10 protein-coding genes are annotated in these 14,804 nt (G+C 46.0%); 6 read left to right on the top strand and 4 right to left on the bottom strand.

The window, feature by feature from the left end; all coding sequences use genetic code 11:
* Window positions 1-32 precede the first annotated feature (32 nt).
* The 3 genes from gldJ (at window position 33) to ECHVI_RS06380 (ending at window position 6,799) form a co-directional block, all read left to right on the top strand.
* A complete protein-coding gene (gldJ, locus tag ECHVI_RS06390) occupies window positions 33-1,229 on the top strand; it encodes a gliding motility lipoprotein GldJ (protein ID WP_245553439.1) in 1,197 nt (398 codons plus the stop codon).
* 158 nt (window positions 1,230-1,387) lie between these two features.
* Window positions 1,388-3,820, top strand: coding sequence for a S9 family peptidase (locus tag ECHVI_RS06385; RefSeq protein ID WP_015265145.1), 2,433 nt, complete (start codon window positions 1,388-1,390; stop codon window positions 3,818-3,820).
* Between the two features lie 177 nt (window positions 3,821-3,997).
* Window positions 3,998-6,799: a YCF48-related protein gene (locus ECHVI_RS06380; RefSeq protein WP_015265144.1), complete on the top strand. Its 2,802-nt coding sequence runs from the start codon at window positions 3,998-4,000 to the stop codon at window positions 6,797-6,799.
* A 773-nt stretch (window positions 6,800-7,572) separates the two neighbouring features.
* Here the strand turns inward: ECHVI_RS06380 and pafA are convergent.
* Window positions 7,573-9,195 carry an alkaline phosphatase PafA gene (pafA, locus tag ECHVI_RS06370; protein ID WP_015265142.1) on the bottom strand — a complete coding sequence of 541 codons (1,623 nt, stop codon included), beginning with the start codon at window positions 9,193-9,195 and terminating at the stop codon, window positions 7,573-7,575.
* Between the two features lie 215 nt (window positions 9,196-9,410).
* On the opposite strand from pafA, the gene ECHVI_RS06365 reads away from it, so the two are divergent.
* A complete protein-coding gene (locus ECHVI_RS06365; protein WP_015265141.1) occupies window positions 9,411-11,015 on the top strand; it encodes an aminopeptidase P N-terminal domain-containing protein in 1,605 nt (534 codons plus the stop codon).
* A gap of 254 nt (window positions 11,016-11,269) precedes the next feature.
* Here the strand turns inward: ECHVI_RS06365 and ECHVI_RS06360 are convergent, their stop codons facing one another.
* The 3 genes from ECHVI_RS06360 to ECHVI_RS06345 form a co-directional block, all read right to left on the bottom strand.
* Window positions 11,270-11,872: a hypothetical protein gene (locus ECHVI_RS06360; RefSeq protein ID WP_015265140.1), complete on the bottom strand. Its 603-nt coding sequence runs from the start codon at window positions 11,870-11,872 to the stop codon at window positions 11,270-11,272.
* 1 nt (window position 11,873) lies between these two features.
* Window positions 11,874-12,377: an RNA polymerase sigma factor gene (locus ECHVI_RS06355; RefSeq protein ID WP_041739547.1), complete on the bottom strand. Its 504-nt coding sequence runs from the start codon at window positions 12,375-12,377 to the stop codon at window positions 11,874-11,876.
* Window positions 12,378-12,882: 505 nt separating this feature from the next.
* On the bottom strand, window positions 12,883-13,476 hold the full coding sequence (locus ECHVI_RS06345; RefSeq protein WP_157501256.1) for a carboxypeptidase-like regulatory domain-containing protein: 594 nt from the start codon (window positions 13,474-13,476) through the stop codon (window positions 12,883-12,885).
* 188 nt (window positions 13,477-13,664) lie between these two features.
* Between ECHVI_RS06345 and ECHVI_RS06340 the strand changes: the two genes are divergently transcribed.
* Both ECHVI_RS06340 and ECHVI_RS06335 read left to right on the top strand, forming a co-directional pair.
* Window positions 13,665-14,045 (top strand): ArsR/SmtB family transcription factor, encoded by a 381-nt coding sequence (locus ECHVI_RS06340; RefSeq protein ID WP_015265137.1) that lies wholly within the window; start codon window positions 13,665-13,667, stop codon window positions 14,043-14,045.
* A 13-nt stretch (window positions 14,046-14,058) separates the two neighbouring features.
* A complete protein-coding gene (locus ECHVI_RS06335; protein ID WP_015265136.1) occupies window positions 14,059-14,754 on the top strand; it encodes a YjjG family noncanonical pyrimidine nucleotidase in 696 nt (231 codons plus the stop codon).
* Window positions 14,755-14,804 lie beyond the last annotated feature (50 nt).

The raw sequence follows: 14,804 nt of genomic DNA, 5'->3' as shown, positions 1-14,804 counted from the left end.
TGGTGAAAAGCAACAAAAATACAACTATTATCATGGCAGCATTTTTAATGTTGTCAATGACATTTTTGGCCTCATGTGCCAAAAATAACGGGCCTACCTACGGGCGAAGGACTGCCGGAAACCCGGGAAAAGTCAGTGCAGCCACGGGTGCAGAATTAAATTTTGACCTGGACGACACCACACAGTTTACCGTAGTCAAGCTAAAAGAGCCTGCCAAAGGGCCGAAATTAAAATATATCCAAGGAGGACGAGCCGTATTGGGCACGCAGGAGCAAGATGTCATGGCCTTTCGAGACAATGCAGAAAGAACCGTTACCATTGCCTCATTTTACATGGATGAGACCGAAGTAACCAATTTGGATTACAAGGAATTTCTCTTTGACATGAAAAAACGTGCCAGTGCGGATTCGGTAAATCGACTGGAACCAAGAGAAGACGTTTGGACAGAAGCCCTTTCATACAATGACGTGTATTCTACGTACTACTTCCGCCACCCAGGCTTTAACTTCTATCCGGTGGCCGGAGTCACGTGGGAGCAAGCAAATGCCTACTGCAAGTGGAGAACAGCCTATGTAAACGAGCTTTATCGTGAGAAAGAAGGGTTGGATTCCACCATGAGCAAAAACCTGCTGATTGAGCGAGGAGTGGTATTGCCAAGCTACAGGCTTCCCAATGAAGCGGAATGGGAATATGCCGCAAAAGCCATGATTGGCACGCAATACTTGGATGAAAACCAAGAAAATGGCCGTATTTACCCTTGGGATGGCCGTGGTGTCCGAAATCCTTATGATGTTAAGCGAAAAGGCCGTCAAGGTGACCTTCTTGCCAACTTTAAAAGAGGACGCGGTGACTATGCCGGTATCGCTGGTGGCATCACCAATGATGGTGACATCATCCCTGCCAACGTCTATGAATATCCGCCCAATGATTTTGGGCTCTACAACATGTCCGGAAACATGAACGAATGGGTAGAGGACGTATATCGCCCGCTTTCCTATCAGGACTTTGAAGACCTCAATCCGCTGAGAAGAGATGGCACCAATGATTCGGAAGAAGCCTACCGGACTACCTTGATCGATGATAATTATCGCGTTTATAAGGGAGGTAGCTGGAGAGATGTAGCGTATTGGCTATCGCCAGGTACAAGGCGGTTTATGCATCAAGATTCTGCTACAAACCATATCGGATTTAGATGTGCCATGATTTCCGTCGGTGCAGACGATATGTAAAGACATAAATTGACTGATTGATTAAGGGGTGTTTCCTAGACGAAACATCCCTTTTTTTATATTTTTTTACCGTTTATCATTTTACCCTATACCTCCTGCGCTACATAGTACCTGAGCTACATATTTTTTTGTAATTTGGTTGGATAAAAGAACTGAATATGAACCTGAATTTTCAAACTCCAAAGCGCTACATGTGCTTATTGGGCTTGGCCTTTCTTTTCGGAAGTGCTACCGCCCAAGAAAACACGGGGTACAAAGCCCCTCCCCAAGCCATTCAAGAGCTCGTCAATGCCCCTGTAACCCCTTCCGTCTATTTCAGCAAGAAGGGTGACATCATGCTCATCTTGGAAAGGCCTGGTTACAAATCCCTCAAAGAAGTATCCCAGCCTGAATTACGCATCGGTGGTATTCGGATCAACCCCAAAACCAATGGCCCCAGCCGCTCCTCTTCGTATAGCGGCATCAAGGTCAAAGAGGTAAAATCAGGCGAGGAAACCGCTATCACAGGCTTACCAGAAGACGCCAAGATCAGCGGGATCAGTTGGTCTGATGATGAACAGTATTTGGCATTCGGCCTGGTGGGCGATGAAGGGATAAGCTTGTGGGTAGCTAACTTAGCCACCAAGACCGCCAAGCCCTTAACCGACGAAATCATCAACGACGTCTATGGCACCGCCTTTACGTGGCTTCCGGACAATTCTCTTTTGGTGAAAGCCATTAACCCATCACGGGGTGAGATGCCTGAAAAACCATCGGTTCCATCCAGCCCAATCATACAAGCTACTTCGGGTAATGCAGCTCCCAGCCGAACCTACCAGGATTTGCTTGAAAATGAATATGACGAGCAGCTATTTGCTTACTTCATGGACGCCCAACTGATGGTGATTGACCTGGAAGGAAATACCAAGCCCCTTGGCGATCCGGCGATGATCAAGTCGATGGATGTTTCGCCCGATGGGCAATATGTCCTGGTGGAAGCGATCAAGCGTCCGTTTTCTTATTTGGTCCCAGCGTACCGCTTCCCGTATGATGTAGAAGCGTGGAGCATTGACGGATCAGAAACAGTGACCATTGCCGAGATTCCTTTGGATGAGGTAAGGCCGACCGGCTTTGATGCCACGGTGACTGGCCCCAGGTCCATCAGCTGGAGAAGGGACGTTCCTGCCACCCTTTATTGGGCCGAGGCTCAGGATGGTGGTGATCCTAAAGTGGAAATCGAAGAACGAGACATTGTCTATACATTGGACGCACCATTTACAGGTGAGAAACAAAAATTGGCCACTACCAGTCTGCGTTATGCGGGCATTCAATGGTCAGATGAAGCATTCGCAGTGCTAAATGAGCGGTGGTTTGACACCCGACAAGAAAAGCGCTCCCTGATCAATCCCTCCCAGCCTGAGCAGGAAAAGAAAACGTTTATAGAACGGAGCTATTCAGACATTTACAATGATCCGGGTGATCCCGTCATGACCACAAATGACCTTGGAGAGTATGTCCTTCTCCGCAAGGGAGACCAGCTCTTCATGACCAGCGAGGGAGGTTCTCCAGAAGGCAGCATGCCATTCCTGAGCACCTTTGATGTCAGCTCAGGGGAGCAAGAGATCATCTGGCGATGCCAAGCGCCCTATTATGAAGAAGTGGTAAAAGTTTTGGACGATAAAGGGAACAGCTTTATTACCCGCAAGCAAAGCACTGACATCCAACCAAACTATTGGCTCGTCAACACCAAAAAGCGCATCGCACCGATCCAACTGACCCATTTTGAGGATCCTTATCCTTCCCTAAGAGGAATACAAAAGGAATTGGTAACCTACACCAGAAACGACGGACTTAACTTATCGGCCACGATTTATACTCCTGCCGGATACGATCCAGCAGCAGATGGTCCTTTGCCCGTACTGATGTGGGCCTATCCCCGGGAATACAAATCCAAGGAAGTGGCTGCTCAGGTGCGCGGATCCAAATATGAATTTACCAGGCTGTACTGGGGCACACCGCTCTACTGGATCACCCAGGGCTATGCCATCATGGACAGAACAGAAATGCCCATCGTAGGAGAAGGCAACCAAGAACCCAATGATTTCTTTATTGAACAGTTAGTGGCCAACGCAGAAGCAGCCATCGATTATATCGTGGACAGAGGCATCGGTGACCGGGACCGAATAGCGGTAGGTGGCCACTCTTATGGTGCCTTTATGACGGCCAACCTCCTTTCGCACAGTGATCTTTTCGCGGCTGGAATTGCCCGAAGTGGTGCATACAACCGTACGTTGACACCATTTGGCTTCCAATATGAGCAGCGCACCTATTGGGAGGCTCCAGACGTTTATTTCAACATGTCCCCCTTTATGCATGCGAATAAAGTAAAGACACCTATCCTGCTGATCCACGGTGAAGCAGACAACAATTCCGGCACTTTCCCCATCCAATCAGAACGGTATTACAATGCCCTGAAAGGACACGGTGCCACAGCCCGACTGGTGTTTTTGCCCAATGAAAGCCATGGCTATGCAGCAGAAGAATCCATCATGCACACCTTGTACGAAATGAACGAGTGGCTGGAAAAATGGGTGAAGAATAAAGGAAAGTAACCCCTTACAAAATATTTTGCAGGACTAGCAAAGCATCATCAAAAATCCCACATATCGGTATATGTGGGATTTTTTTGTAATTTATGGGTAGAGAATACCGAATTAACACCAAACCTTCTCTTGTAAAACCTAATTTACCGCTATTTTTGTAAGTACCAACATGGCTTTCCACACGATATGAAGAACCCTTTACTCCTCGTCATTTTCTGCTTATCATTGGTCCAGACCGCTTTTTCCCAAAGTTGGCAAAGGATCACGGACCGTGGCAATGCACTTACGGACATCCACTGGGTCAATGACGACCTGGCCTTCGCTTCAGGGAACCAAATCATGCTCAAAACCACTGATGGTGGTGAGGGCTGGACGGAATTGGCCATGCCCATCGCAGCCGATCTACTTGCTGTGGATTTCCATGACCACCAAATTGGGGCGATGGCCGGCAAAAACGGCACCCTCTTGCAGACCAAAGATGGTGGCCAATCTTGGAACATAATCAACCTCAACACCACCTCGGACATCCTAACGGTAAACTACCGCTCCAGTGAGGAAATCTGGATTTCCGGAACCTCTGGAACGCTAAAATACTCTTCCAATGGAGGAGAAACATGGACTTCTGTAGAGCTGGGAACCACTGCGGCGATCAACACACTCGTATTTACCAGCGGAGACCAAGGCTTTCTCGCCACCTCCTCAGGAGCCATCTACAAAACGACTAATAATGGCCAAAGCTGGCAGCAGCTTACCTCTTCGGTCAGTACCGCGCTAAACGATCTCTACTTTACCAACGACACCACGGGCTATGCGGTAGGGGATGAAGGGACCATCCTGAAGACCGTTGACTCGGGCAATCACTGGGCTTTCATCCAGAGTGGTACCAATTACGACTATAAAAGGGTAGCGTTTCATAGAGACCGCCCTGACATTGGGATCATCGTCGGAGAAGAAGGCACGGTGCTATACACCAATAATGCCGGGCTGACCTTCCTCGTCCGAAATAGCCGCACCACGGAGGACATTCACGGCATCGACTACAAACAAAGCACCAATACCGTAGTAGCTGTTGCCGATGGAGGGACCATCTTACGATCTACCAACGCTGGCAGCTCTTGGATTTCCTTGCTTTCCGGTCATCCCTCGGATTTTTTGGCCACGGATTTTGTAAACGACAGCCGCGGTTACATCGCTGGCAAAGAAGCCGTCATCTTTCGCACCACCAACGGCGGCGATTCCTTTAACGACTATTCCCGGCCATTGAACATTGATTTTCACGCAATTGCTTTTCAATCCCCGGCTTTCGGATACGTAGTAGGTGATGACGGTACCATGCTGAACACCACCAATTCCGGAGGATCATGGACAGCGCTGAATCCTAAAACCGAGCTCGACCTTTATGGTCTTTATTTTGCTGATGCGGACACCGGATACATTGTCGGAGAAAGCGGATACCTCGCCAGTACCGTAAACCGCGGTGTAAACTGGTCCACTATCCATGCAGGCGACAAAGGATACGATTATCATGATATTGATTTCTTTGAAAGTGGCCCCGGGATCATCATCGGGGAAGGTGGCCATGTGCTGAAAAGCAATAGTAACGGAGATTGGCAGGAAATCTCCATTGGAACTTCCGATGACCTGCATGGCATGTTTATGATCGATGAATCCGCGGCGATCATCGTGGGTGATAACGGCCAGGCATTCTTTACCCAAAACCAATTCGAAAGCTGGGAACCCCTGAACACCAACACTGCCCAGAACCTTCGTGATGTAGCCTTTTTGGATAGCTTGACAGGCTTCATTGTGGGAGACAAAGGCCTGATCCTCCAAACTACCGACCGGGGAAAAAACTGGACTGAGGTGGACACTGAAACCTACCAGGACTTCAAAGCCATAAGCTTTGGCGATGTCAATACAGGCTATGCCGTTGGTGAATTTGGAATGATCTATCAATACAGCTGTGAAGTCCCTACCGCCACGGGCACCATCATTGGCCAAGACAATATTTGCTTAAGCCAACAAATATATCGGTTGGAATATGAAAGTACTGATGACCTGACCTTCGAATGGAGGGTGGATGGCGGTACCATCATTGAAGGCCAGGGATCAGACAGGATTGTGGTGCAGTGGGAAACACCTGGCAGGAATGCCGTTTTGGTAAAGAGCCAAAATATCTGCGGGGATGGCCCCACCGAGGGCCTTGAAGTCACCGTCTCCACCATTCCTGAAAAGGTGCCGCAAATCATCGGAAATGGCGTGGCCTGTCTGGAAACGGTCAGCCAATATGAAGTGGATTCCATTCCGGGAATGGAATACATCTGGACGGCCAGTGGAGGCATCATCCAGTCGGGACAAGGCACAGCACACGCGGCCATCACTTGGGAAGCTGAAGGACAGCAGCAGCTAAAGGTAATGCCTCGAAATGCCTGTGGGGAAAGCACGGCTACCACCAAAGCCATCACCATCACACGTGCCCCGTCCCAACCCGATCCCATCATAGGCCTGGCCGAAGTAGGGCTGGAAGTACAATCATATGAAGTTTCTGAAGTGGAAGGGGTCAATTACCAATGGTCCACAGAAGGAGGAACCATCCTTTCTGGCCAAGGCACGCATGCCGTGACTGTCAGCTGGGAAAAAGAAGGCGATTTCCTGCTGGAAGTCACCCCAAGCAACCACTGCCATGAGGGCATTCCCCAAGCACTAAATGTCAACGTAAACCTCATCACAGACCTCGAAAAAGAAGCGGAAAAAGCACAGGTAAAAATCTATCCAAATCCATCCAGTGGAGATATCCACATCAACATAAAAGGGGTAGGTTCAATCAGGGAAATCAGAATAGTGGACCCAATGGGCAAATATTTACGAAAAATCACCCCTCATGGTGATATGTTTGATTTTGATATCGAAAATTTACCAGTAGGCCTATGGCTAATTGAAGTGGAAAGCACCGCCGGAAAGTCAGTGGATAAAGTGTGGATAAAGTAATTTATTTTTGGTTGTTTTTTTAATAGAATCAAAAAAACGGATCAAGCCGAAAAGTTGAGGGCATTTTACAACATAATGAAAATTGGCAGTTCCCCCAGGGCAAACACTTTTAAACTATTTGTAAAGAGATGTCAGCCTGAATTAAAGAACTTCAAGGGGCTAAAAGCGATTTTCCTGATGGTTATAAACATTTAGTACTAATTTCGTGTAAAGGAGCTATCATCCGTGCCGCTGGCACTCCTTCGGGAGGTTGAAGAGCGCTTAAGTTCCTGCAGATGAATCTGCAGGTTACAAAATTTATCGTGCCGCTGGCACTTTGCCCCGATTTGTACCTGGGAAACCGCGGTAGCCTATGGTGCCGAATGGCGGAATAGGCTGAAAGAATGATTTGTTGATTTGGATCGTACAAGCCGTCGCAGCTATCTGCTCATTTATAATGGTTGGCTTGGTTGAGGTTAAACCCTAAATATGCGCTAGCAACTGGCCTTCCTGCCTAATCCACCTTTGGCGGAGGGGCATATAGAAGGTGCAGGTTGTCACCTGCACCAAAAATGATTACACACAAAAGGGTAAGTTCCGTAGGAACGGCAGATATAAATGCAAATAGGAACATTTGTTTTAAGGCGTTTGCCCTGTGGAGGAAGTCCATCGTTTTAACGCTGTGAAATTCTATTTCATAAGACCATGTCAAAATTAGTCCCCCCAGAAATATTGCTTGATCCAAAAAAAAACCCAGCTGATCAGCTTGGGGTTTTGAGTTTTCCGAGAATCGCTCACTCGGTAATTTCTTGGATAGGCTGGCCGGTAGCGCCATTGGGTATGCGTATATCCAGTAACATGGAAACCGTCGGGGCAATATCCGTAATGGTGCAATAGCGGGTACTGAATCCGGGCTTGACATTCCATCCATAAAACAGGACCGGCACATGGGTATCATAAATATAACCTGTCCCATGCGTGGTACCCCTAGAGGAATTGGTCAGCCAAGATGGCTCTAGAATCAATAAGACATCTCCAGAAGCTTTATGGTTAAAGCCCATCTGTAGGAGATGCTTGCGTCCCTGGGTATATTCCAGTCGCTTCATATCCGAAGCAGTATAGGCTTCTTTGACGCCATCAAACCGAAGCATAAATTCTGCTATTTCCTCCTGAACATCGTCCAAATTCATTTCCTTCTCAGCAATAAGATCTCTGTTAAGGAAAATCTGGTCATTGGAGGTGTTAAGAATCCAATCGCCCTCGCCATAGTGCTGTCTTGTAAATCCTTTCAATTGCGTAAGCGCAAACCGGGAATTAAAACTGCCTGTAGGCACATTAATGCTTTCCATATAATTAACCACCTCGGCCACGGCATGATCAGCGGTCAAGAACACCAAGTACTCTCCTTTACCATACTCTTTATCCAAATATTCAAAAAACTTCTCCAACCCTTGGTCGAGTCTCAGGTAAGTATCCTCAAGCTCCATGGAAGAGGGGCCAAATCGGTGTCCTACATAATCAGTAGAAGAAAAGCTCACAGCCAAAAAATCAGTCTCATCACCTTTGCCCAACTCTTCTCCTTCCAAGGTAGCATAGGCCATATCCAAGGTCAGGTCATTACCATATGGTGTACTGGCGATCAGGCCAATTCCTCCATTTTTCTCCATCAGTGCTTCAAGATCATAAGGAAATTCAGGCGTTTCCATTCCCGTAAAAGGAACCTCAAAGTCGTTGTTATCCGCTACACTTTGGATATAGGAATTGCTTTTATAAAGGGGCTTCCATGTATTGGAGAGGTATTTCTTTGCTAAATTTTTCCTGTTGAATTTCCGTAGCCAATCGGGTACTTCGTCTTTGTAATAGGTGGAGGTCATAAACTCCCCTGTCTCCTTATCAAACCAATAGGCATCACCCAAATGTCCCGCGGGTAATGCTGCGCCGCGATCTTTGATCGCGATGCCTACCACCCTGGAACGCTGATTGGTCGAAAGCCTCAATTCATCTGTAATGGTCGTCGTCAGCAAATTTCGGGGTGAAATCCCTCCGCTCCCTGGGCTTCCTCCTATATTGGTGACGGTGCTGTCTTCTGCGCAGTAAATCATTTTCCCCAAATCCCTCACATACCAGTTGTTGCTGATGATGCCATGGGTCGCCGGGGTAGTTCCGGTATATACCGAGGAGTGGCCAGGGCCAGTGTACGTTGGGATATAATTATAATGAGCATTTTTCATCATAAACCCATCGTTCATCAGGCGCTTAAAACCGCCATCTGTAAATCGATCATTGAATTTATGCAAATATTCGTAACGCATCTGGTCCACCACAATCCCCACCACCAACTTTGGTTTTTTGGATTCCTGTGCAAAACCAGCCAGTGCAGTTAAGACGGCCAAGCCGGTAAGAAAAATCTTTTTCATAGATAACACTTCTTTTGATGATAAGTAACGAACAAATTTAACGATTATACCCTTATTTCACGTAAACTTTTAGTGAAGTCTCTTGGCCACTTCTGAAGATAGACAAAAGGTTTATTTAGTACAGGAATGGTACTTTCAAAAACGAAACATGGGCTTCGTGTAAAATCAATGGTGAATTACAAGGTGCTTTTTTATATTGGAGAAATTTTACTATTATGAAAACACCAATATTCCTACTGACATTCTTGTTTGCCGTGATGGCATTTTCCCCTTCCTTTTCCCAATCTTATTTTGACGATGGACTGGATCAAGAATTTCACCGAGAAAGAAGGGCTGCCCTGAGGGAGCTATTGCCTGCAAACTCCGTAGCAATCATCTTCACCAACCCCGTTAAAAACCGATCAAATGACGTTGATTTTATTTACCATCCCAATACCGACTTCTTTTACCTGACAGGATACCGGGAACCCAACGCTGCCCTGGTGATTTTTAGCGAAGCGCAAGAAATAGCAGGTGAAATGACCGACGAGATCATCTATGTGCAGCCCCGCGATGAAAATGCAGAGATGTGGAACGGTAAGCGACTGGGAATAGCCGGCGTACAGGACAAACTCGGCTTCGAAGCGGTTTACCTAAACGAGGATTTCGGAACCAATCCAACCGTAAAATTTGACCAATTTGATAAAATCCTCACCTTCAGCCTTTCTGAGGACATCGAAGAAAGCAGTGCAAACAAAGCCATGCTTGAAATGCGCGAGCAGTTCAAAACAGCGACGGCCTACCCCGAAGAAATGTCTGCCGTTACCAGTAAGATATATGAACTTATCCGTGCCACGGATCAAGAGAATTCAGCGAATGTCGCACAGGTCATTGGCAGGTATCGTAAATATTACCCTGAAGTGGAAAACGACGAAGTCCTCATGGAATTTGCCAATGCTGATACGCCTGAAAAAAGGATGGCCGTGGCCCAAAAGATTCCTTTCCAAAAGCTGAACATCGCTGCATTGCCGGAGATGATGACCAAGCTCCGTGGGGTCAAGACCACCGAGGAAATTGGCATGCTCAAAAAAGCCATTCGCATTTCGGCCATTGGGCAAATCGAAGTTATGAAAGCATTGAAACCTGGCATGTCCGAGCGCGAAGTGCAGGGCATCCATGAATTTGTATACAAACGATACGGAGCAGAAAATATCGGCTACCCTTCTATCGTCGGAGCGGGGAAAAACGGCTGCATCCTGCACTATATTTCCAATGACCTCCGGGATCCCGACAAACGCCTAATGCTGATGGACCTGGGAGCTGAATGGAGAGGCTATACCGCTGACGTGACCAGGACGATTCCTATTTCAGGAACTTTTACCCCTGAAGAAAAAGCCATCTACGACTTGGTCTACAAGGCCCAAGAAGCTGCCATGCAGGCCTGTAAACCTGGAGTGGAATTTGGTGAAATCAGCCAAATTGCCAAAAGGGTCATCAACGAAGGATTAGAAGAACTGGGCATCATCATTCGCGGACAACGGCACCGCTATTTCCCTCACGGGACAAGCCACCACCTTGGACTTGATGTGCATGACCGAGGAGCATACGGCCCACTGGAAAAGGGAATGGTCCTCACCGTAGAGCCGGGCATCTATATCCCTGAAGGAAGTGACTGTGATCCAAAATGGTGGAACATCGCTGTCCGCATTGAAGATGATGTGGTCATTACTGAAAATGGATTCGAAAACTTATCCGCCGATGCCCCCAGAACCAGCAAGGAGGTAGAAGCCATGATGGCACAACCCAGTGTCCTTGAAAACTGGGTCCTCCCTGAGCTGTAAGCGCTAAACCTATTCATCTACAAATGGAAAGGCTGTATTCTAAACTAGTTATTTAGAATACAGCCTTTTATTTTACGGCTTGTAAACGGAATGGCCATTGTCAGCCATTGTGGCAGGCAAATCCAATATAAATATTGATTATAGCATCCATTTGGTAACTTTTGGACGTGTGGTATTTCTCGTTATTCGTGGTTTTGCATTAAGCAAATGGCCATTCCCCGGAAAAAGAACTCCAATTGGATAAAGCAGAAAGATTAAACCATATTTTCCAGCTCATCCAAAAAATCTCTAGCCTCTTTCAATTTTTTGGAGGGATTGCGCCTGAGGATAACCACCATTATTGCAGCCACCACTATACTTCCCGCGGAAATTTGCCAAAGGAAACCACTCCACTGATACAAATCCAAATCCAAAAAGCCTTTGGCCAACACAATCAAAAAAGGAACCGTATACAATGGAATCATAATCCATAATAATTTGATTTCTAGCTCTTCCAAGTATTGCAAACGAGCTACTTTCAGTTGGGCATCCCTAATGGCATCTTCATGATGCGCGCTATAAAACAACCATAACCGATAACTTACCAAGCCAAGGCTAAATACTGTCCCTAGTAAAAGGATGATGGCAGGTACCATGAATTGGGTCATTTCCAAGTGTTCTCCTAAAAACCGTCCCAAAAATCCCAACCAAATAATATCCAACCCAAGCTCAATAAAAGTGGAAAGCTTTCCTTCTACCAATCCGGATCGTATCTTTTGGCTGGTTACTTCTTCCAGCAATAGCCTATTCACTACTTCCAAAGATCCTGGCCGATCAGGAGCATTTTTCCACAAATCACTTATTTCTTTAAATTCCATATCAATTACTCTCTATTGATTCAAAATACACTTTTAATTGCGCCTTAATCCTATAAATTTTGGTTGACACCACGCCGGGCGTCACTCCCATGATCTTGGCGATTTCTTTGTTCTTACATCCTTCTAAAAACAACAACATGAGCGCTTTATCGGTAGCATTCAGGGTATGGATAAAGCGATAAAGGATTTTCAGCCGATCATCTATGGGGTCACAATTATCGGTTTGACGCGACTGATTTTGAGAATATTCTTCTTCTCTCCTTCGTCTCGAGCTTTCTTTCCGCAAGTAGGAAATGGATACATTGAGTGCTATCCGATAGGTCCAAGTGCTCACCCCACGATCTGCCGAATATTTGGGAAAAGCCCTCCAAAGCTGTAGGACAATCTCTTGGATCAGGTCCTTTTGGTTTTCCGCACCATGGCTGTAAACTCGAGCCACCTTGATGATCAAAGCCTCGTATTTTTTAAGGTAACGCTCAAATTCCTTTTCTTGTGTTTTAGGCATTTCTTCAGGTTCTGATTTCCCTTTCCTGTATTCTATTATTCGCAGCAGATCAAAAAATGTCACAGAAATTAAAAAAATAATATTTCTGAGGGCTGATTCCCAAAAAAGAAGGCGTCTCCTCTATGGGCCGGATGGGTGCATAAACCGGGGTAAAGTAGTCATTTAAGCCATGGATAAAAGGATGAACACGGATTTGCAATACCTTAAACATCCCATCTGTGTTTATCGGCATTCATTCGTGGCCAAACAGAGCCCACCGGTAGCAAGGAGTTAGGTTGGCCATCGAAATAGGCTGGCCAACTTTTCCGATTGATCCGTTATTTATCCGCCGTTGGTGCAGGGGTAAGTAGGAGGTGCAGGTAAAACCTGTGCCCTAATGGGTATCACACGTAAAGTTAAGTTCCGTTGGAATGACCAATGGTGGCCATGTTTTTAAAATGCGCGAAGCCTATGATCGTGGATGGCTTTCACGGGTTAAGCTGTCTCGATGACAACTGACCTGACTTTAATCGTCATTTCTCAAGTCGCCGCGCTTAATGGATTTGATAAATTCTGCCCACGCAAAAGGATTAAGCAATGGGAATGATCTTGGGCCATAGCGATCCTGAAGCTGTTGCATTTGACCACTTTGGAAGGTTCGGAAATTTTCATTGGCAGAAGCAGGCATCTGCTCAGCCCATCGAAGGAGCATTTGAGGACTTAGGTTACCCCTGTCCAGCGGAATTTCCTCCACATTCATCGCCAATACCGCCTGTTTAAACTCTTCTTCCGTCGGGTATGGCATCACCTCGACTTCTCCAAGGGCGATCTCATCCTGGGCCATGGTAAGGATCAGGCTGAGTTTATCTTCCTCTACCTTCATGGGAACGTTAAAGGTTTGGTTTTTCAACCCCACAAAGCTGAACACCACACTGTCTCCTTCAGCTACCGGCATAGAAAAATAACCGAATTGGTTGGAGCTGGTTCCCCGGCCTTTCCGGGGCACATACACATTCACGCCAGATACAGCACTTGTACTGTCTGCATTTAGGATAATGCCCGACAGCTGTACCACCTTTCTTTCCTGGGTGTCTTGTGCTTGGGAATTCGTCGTAAACAAAACCACCAGTACTAAAGATAAAAAGCAACCTAAATATGTAAATGAAATTTTCAAAACCCCTCTTTTTTAAAAGAAACGACGAGAGGTTAAAATAGTTTGCCTTACCTCTCTTAATTCAACTGCTATAATACGTTATTTTCACTGCTTTTTCTTAATTTCATGGAGGTTTCTTCGTTAAAAGTTTTTAAATGCGACTCAAAAACATCAGCTTAAATTACGGAATGCGGGTTTTTAAGGCACTTTCTGAAGAGCCGCGGGTCAGGATTATCCATCTTCTGATCCAAAACAAAGAAATGTGCATTTCTGATTTGGAACATATCCTAGATTTCACCCAAACCAAAACTAGCCGGCATCTCGCCTACCTGAAAAATGCAGGGTTGGTGAGCAGCAAGCGTATCGACCAGTGGACTTTTTATTACATCCTGGATGAAGCGATCGATATCATCAACCAGATTTTTAAGTTTATCGAAAAAGATGTAAACCTTTTACGGGATCAGGAGATTTATGAAATACTCCGTTCCAATCGAGAACTTGCCATAAATAAAATTGAAAATCACCCTTACCGGTAAATAATTCATCGTTTTGAAAAAATACAAACATCTCTTTTTTGACCTGGATCATACGTTATGGGATTATGACCGAAACGTACAAGAATCCCTTTCCGAGTTATACGAAATCTACGCCTTGGCGGATTTTGGGGTCACTTCCAATCAGGACTTTTATAAGACCTTTCTCCAAGTCAACAATGGCCTGTGGGACCACTACAACATGGGTACCATGGATAAGATCACGCTGAGGAAAGAACGGTTTAGGCGAATTTTCGATCAGTTTGGCGCGCGTGACGTGCCCGTTCCTGAAGCCATGGAAGAAGATTTCATGAAACGTACCTCCTCGAAACCGCACTTGTTTCGGTATTCCAAAGAAATCCTGGACTACCTTCACCCAAAATACGAGCTCCACATCATTACGAATGGCTTTAACGAAAGTCAAGCGTTAAAAATGACTTCTTCCGGTATAAAACCGTATTTTAAATTGGTGGTCACCTCAGAAACCACCGGTCATAAAAAGCCCGACAAACGGATATTTGAATATACCATGAACCAACTGGGCACATCACCTGAAGAATGCCTAATGATCGGGGATAACCCGGTCTCTGATATAGAAGGTGCCAGAAACGCATCCATTGACCAAGTCTTTTTTGATCCCTTTCAGCTAAACCATACACCCATAGCCACGTATACCATTAGTGATTTAGAGGAATTGAAAAAGATACTATAATCCCGCCAAAGGACTACTTTGGCATGGAATTTTAGGGTATATTCCTATAT

Origin of the sequence: Echinicola vietnamensis DSM 17526, assembly GCF_000325705.1 — a bacterium.
GTDB classification, from domain to species: Bacteria; Bacteroidota; Bacteroidia; order Cytophagales; family Cyclobacteriaceae; genus Echinicola; species Echinicola vietnamensis.
Note: the sequence above shows the minus strand (reverse complement) of the source record. Positions and strands in the feature narration are given on the sequence as shown.

Bases quoted from the DNA above. Each gene is read 5' to 3' on its own strand.
- gldJ (WP_245553439.1), top strand. From the start codon at position 33: ATGGCAGCATTTTTAATGTTGTCAATGACATTTTTGGCCTCATGTGCC.
- ECHVI_RS06385 (WP_015265145.1), top strand. From the start codon at position 1,388: ATGAACCTGAATTTTCAAACTCCAAAGCGCTACATGTGCTTATTGGGC.
- ECHVI_RS06380 (WP_015265144.1), top strand. From the start codon at position 3,998: ATGAAGAACCCTTTACTCCTCGTCATTTTCTGCTTATCATTGGTCCAG.
- pafA (WP_015265142.1), bottom strand. From the start codon at position 9,195: ATGAAAAAGATTTTTCTTACCGGCTTGGCCGTCTTAACTGCACTGGCT.
- ECHVI_RS06365 (WP_015265141.1), top strand. From the start codon at position 9,411: ATGAAAACACCAATATTCCTACTGACATTCTTGTTTGCCGTGATGGCA.
- ECHVI_RS06360 (WP_015265140.1), bottom strand. From the start codon at position 11,872: ATGGAATTTAAAGAAATAAGTGATTTGTGGAAAAATGCTCCTGATCGG.
- ECHVI_RS06355 (WP_041739547.1), bottom strand. From the start codon at position 12,377: ATGCCTAAAACACAAGAAAAGGAATTTGAGCGTTACCTTAAAAAATAC.
- ECHVI_RS06340 (WP_015265137.1), top strand. From the start codon at position 13,665: ATGCGACTCAAAAACATCAGCTTAAATTACGGAATGCGGGTTTTTAAG.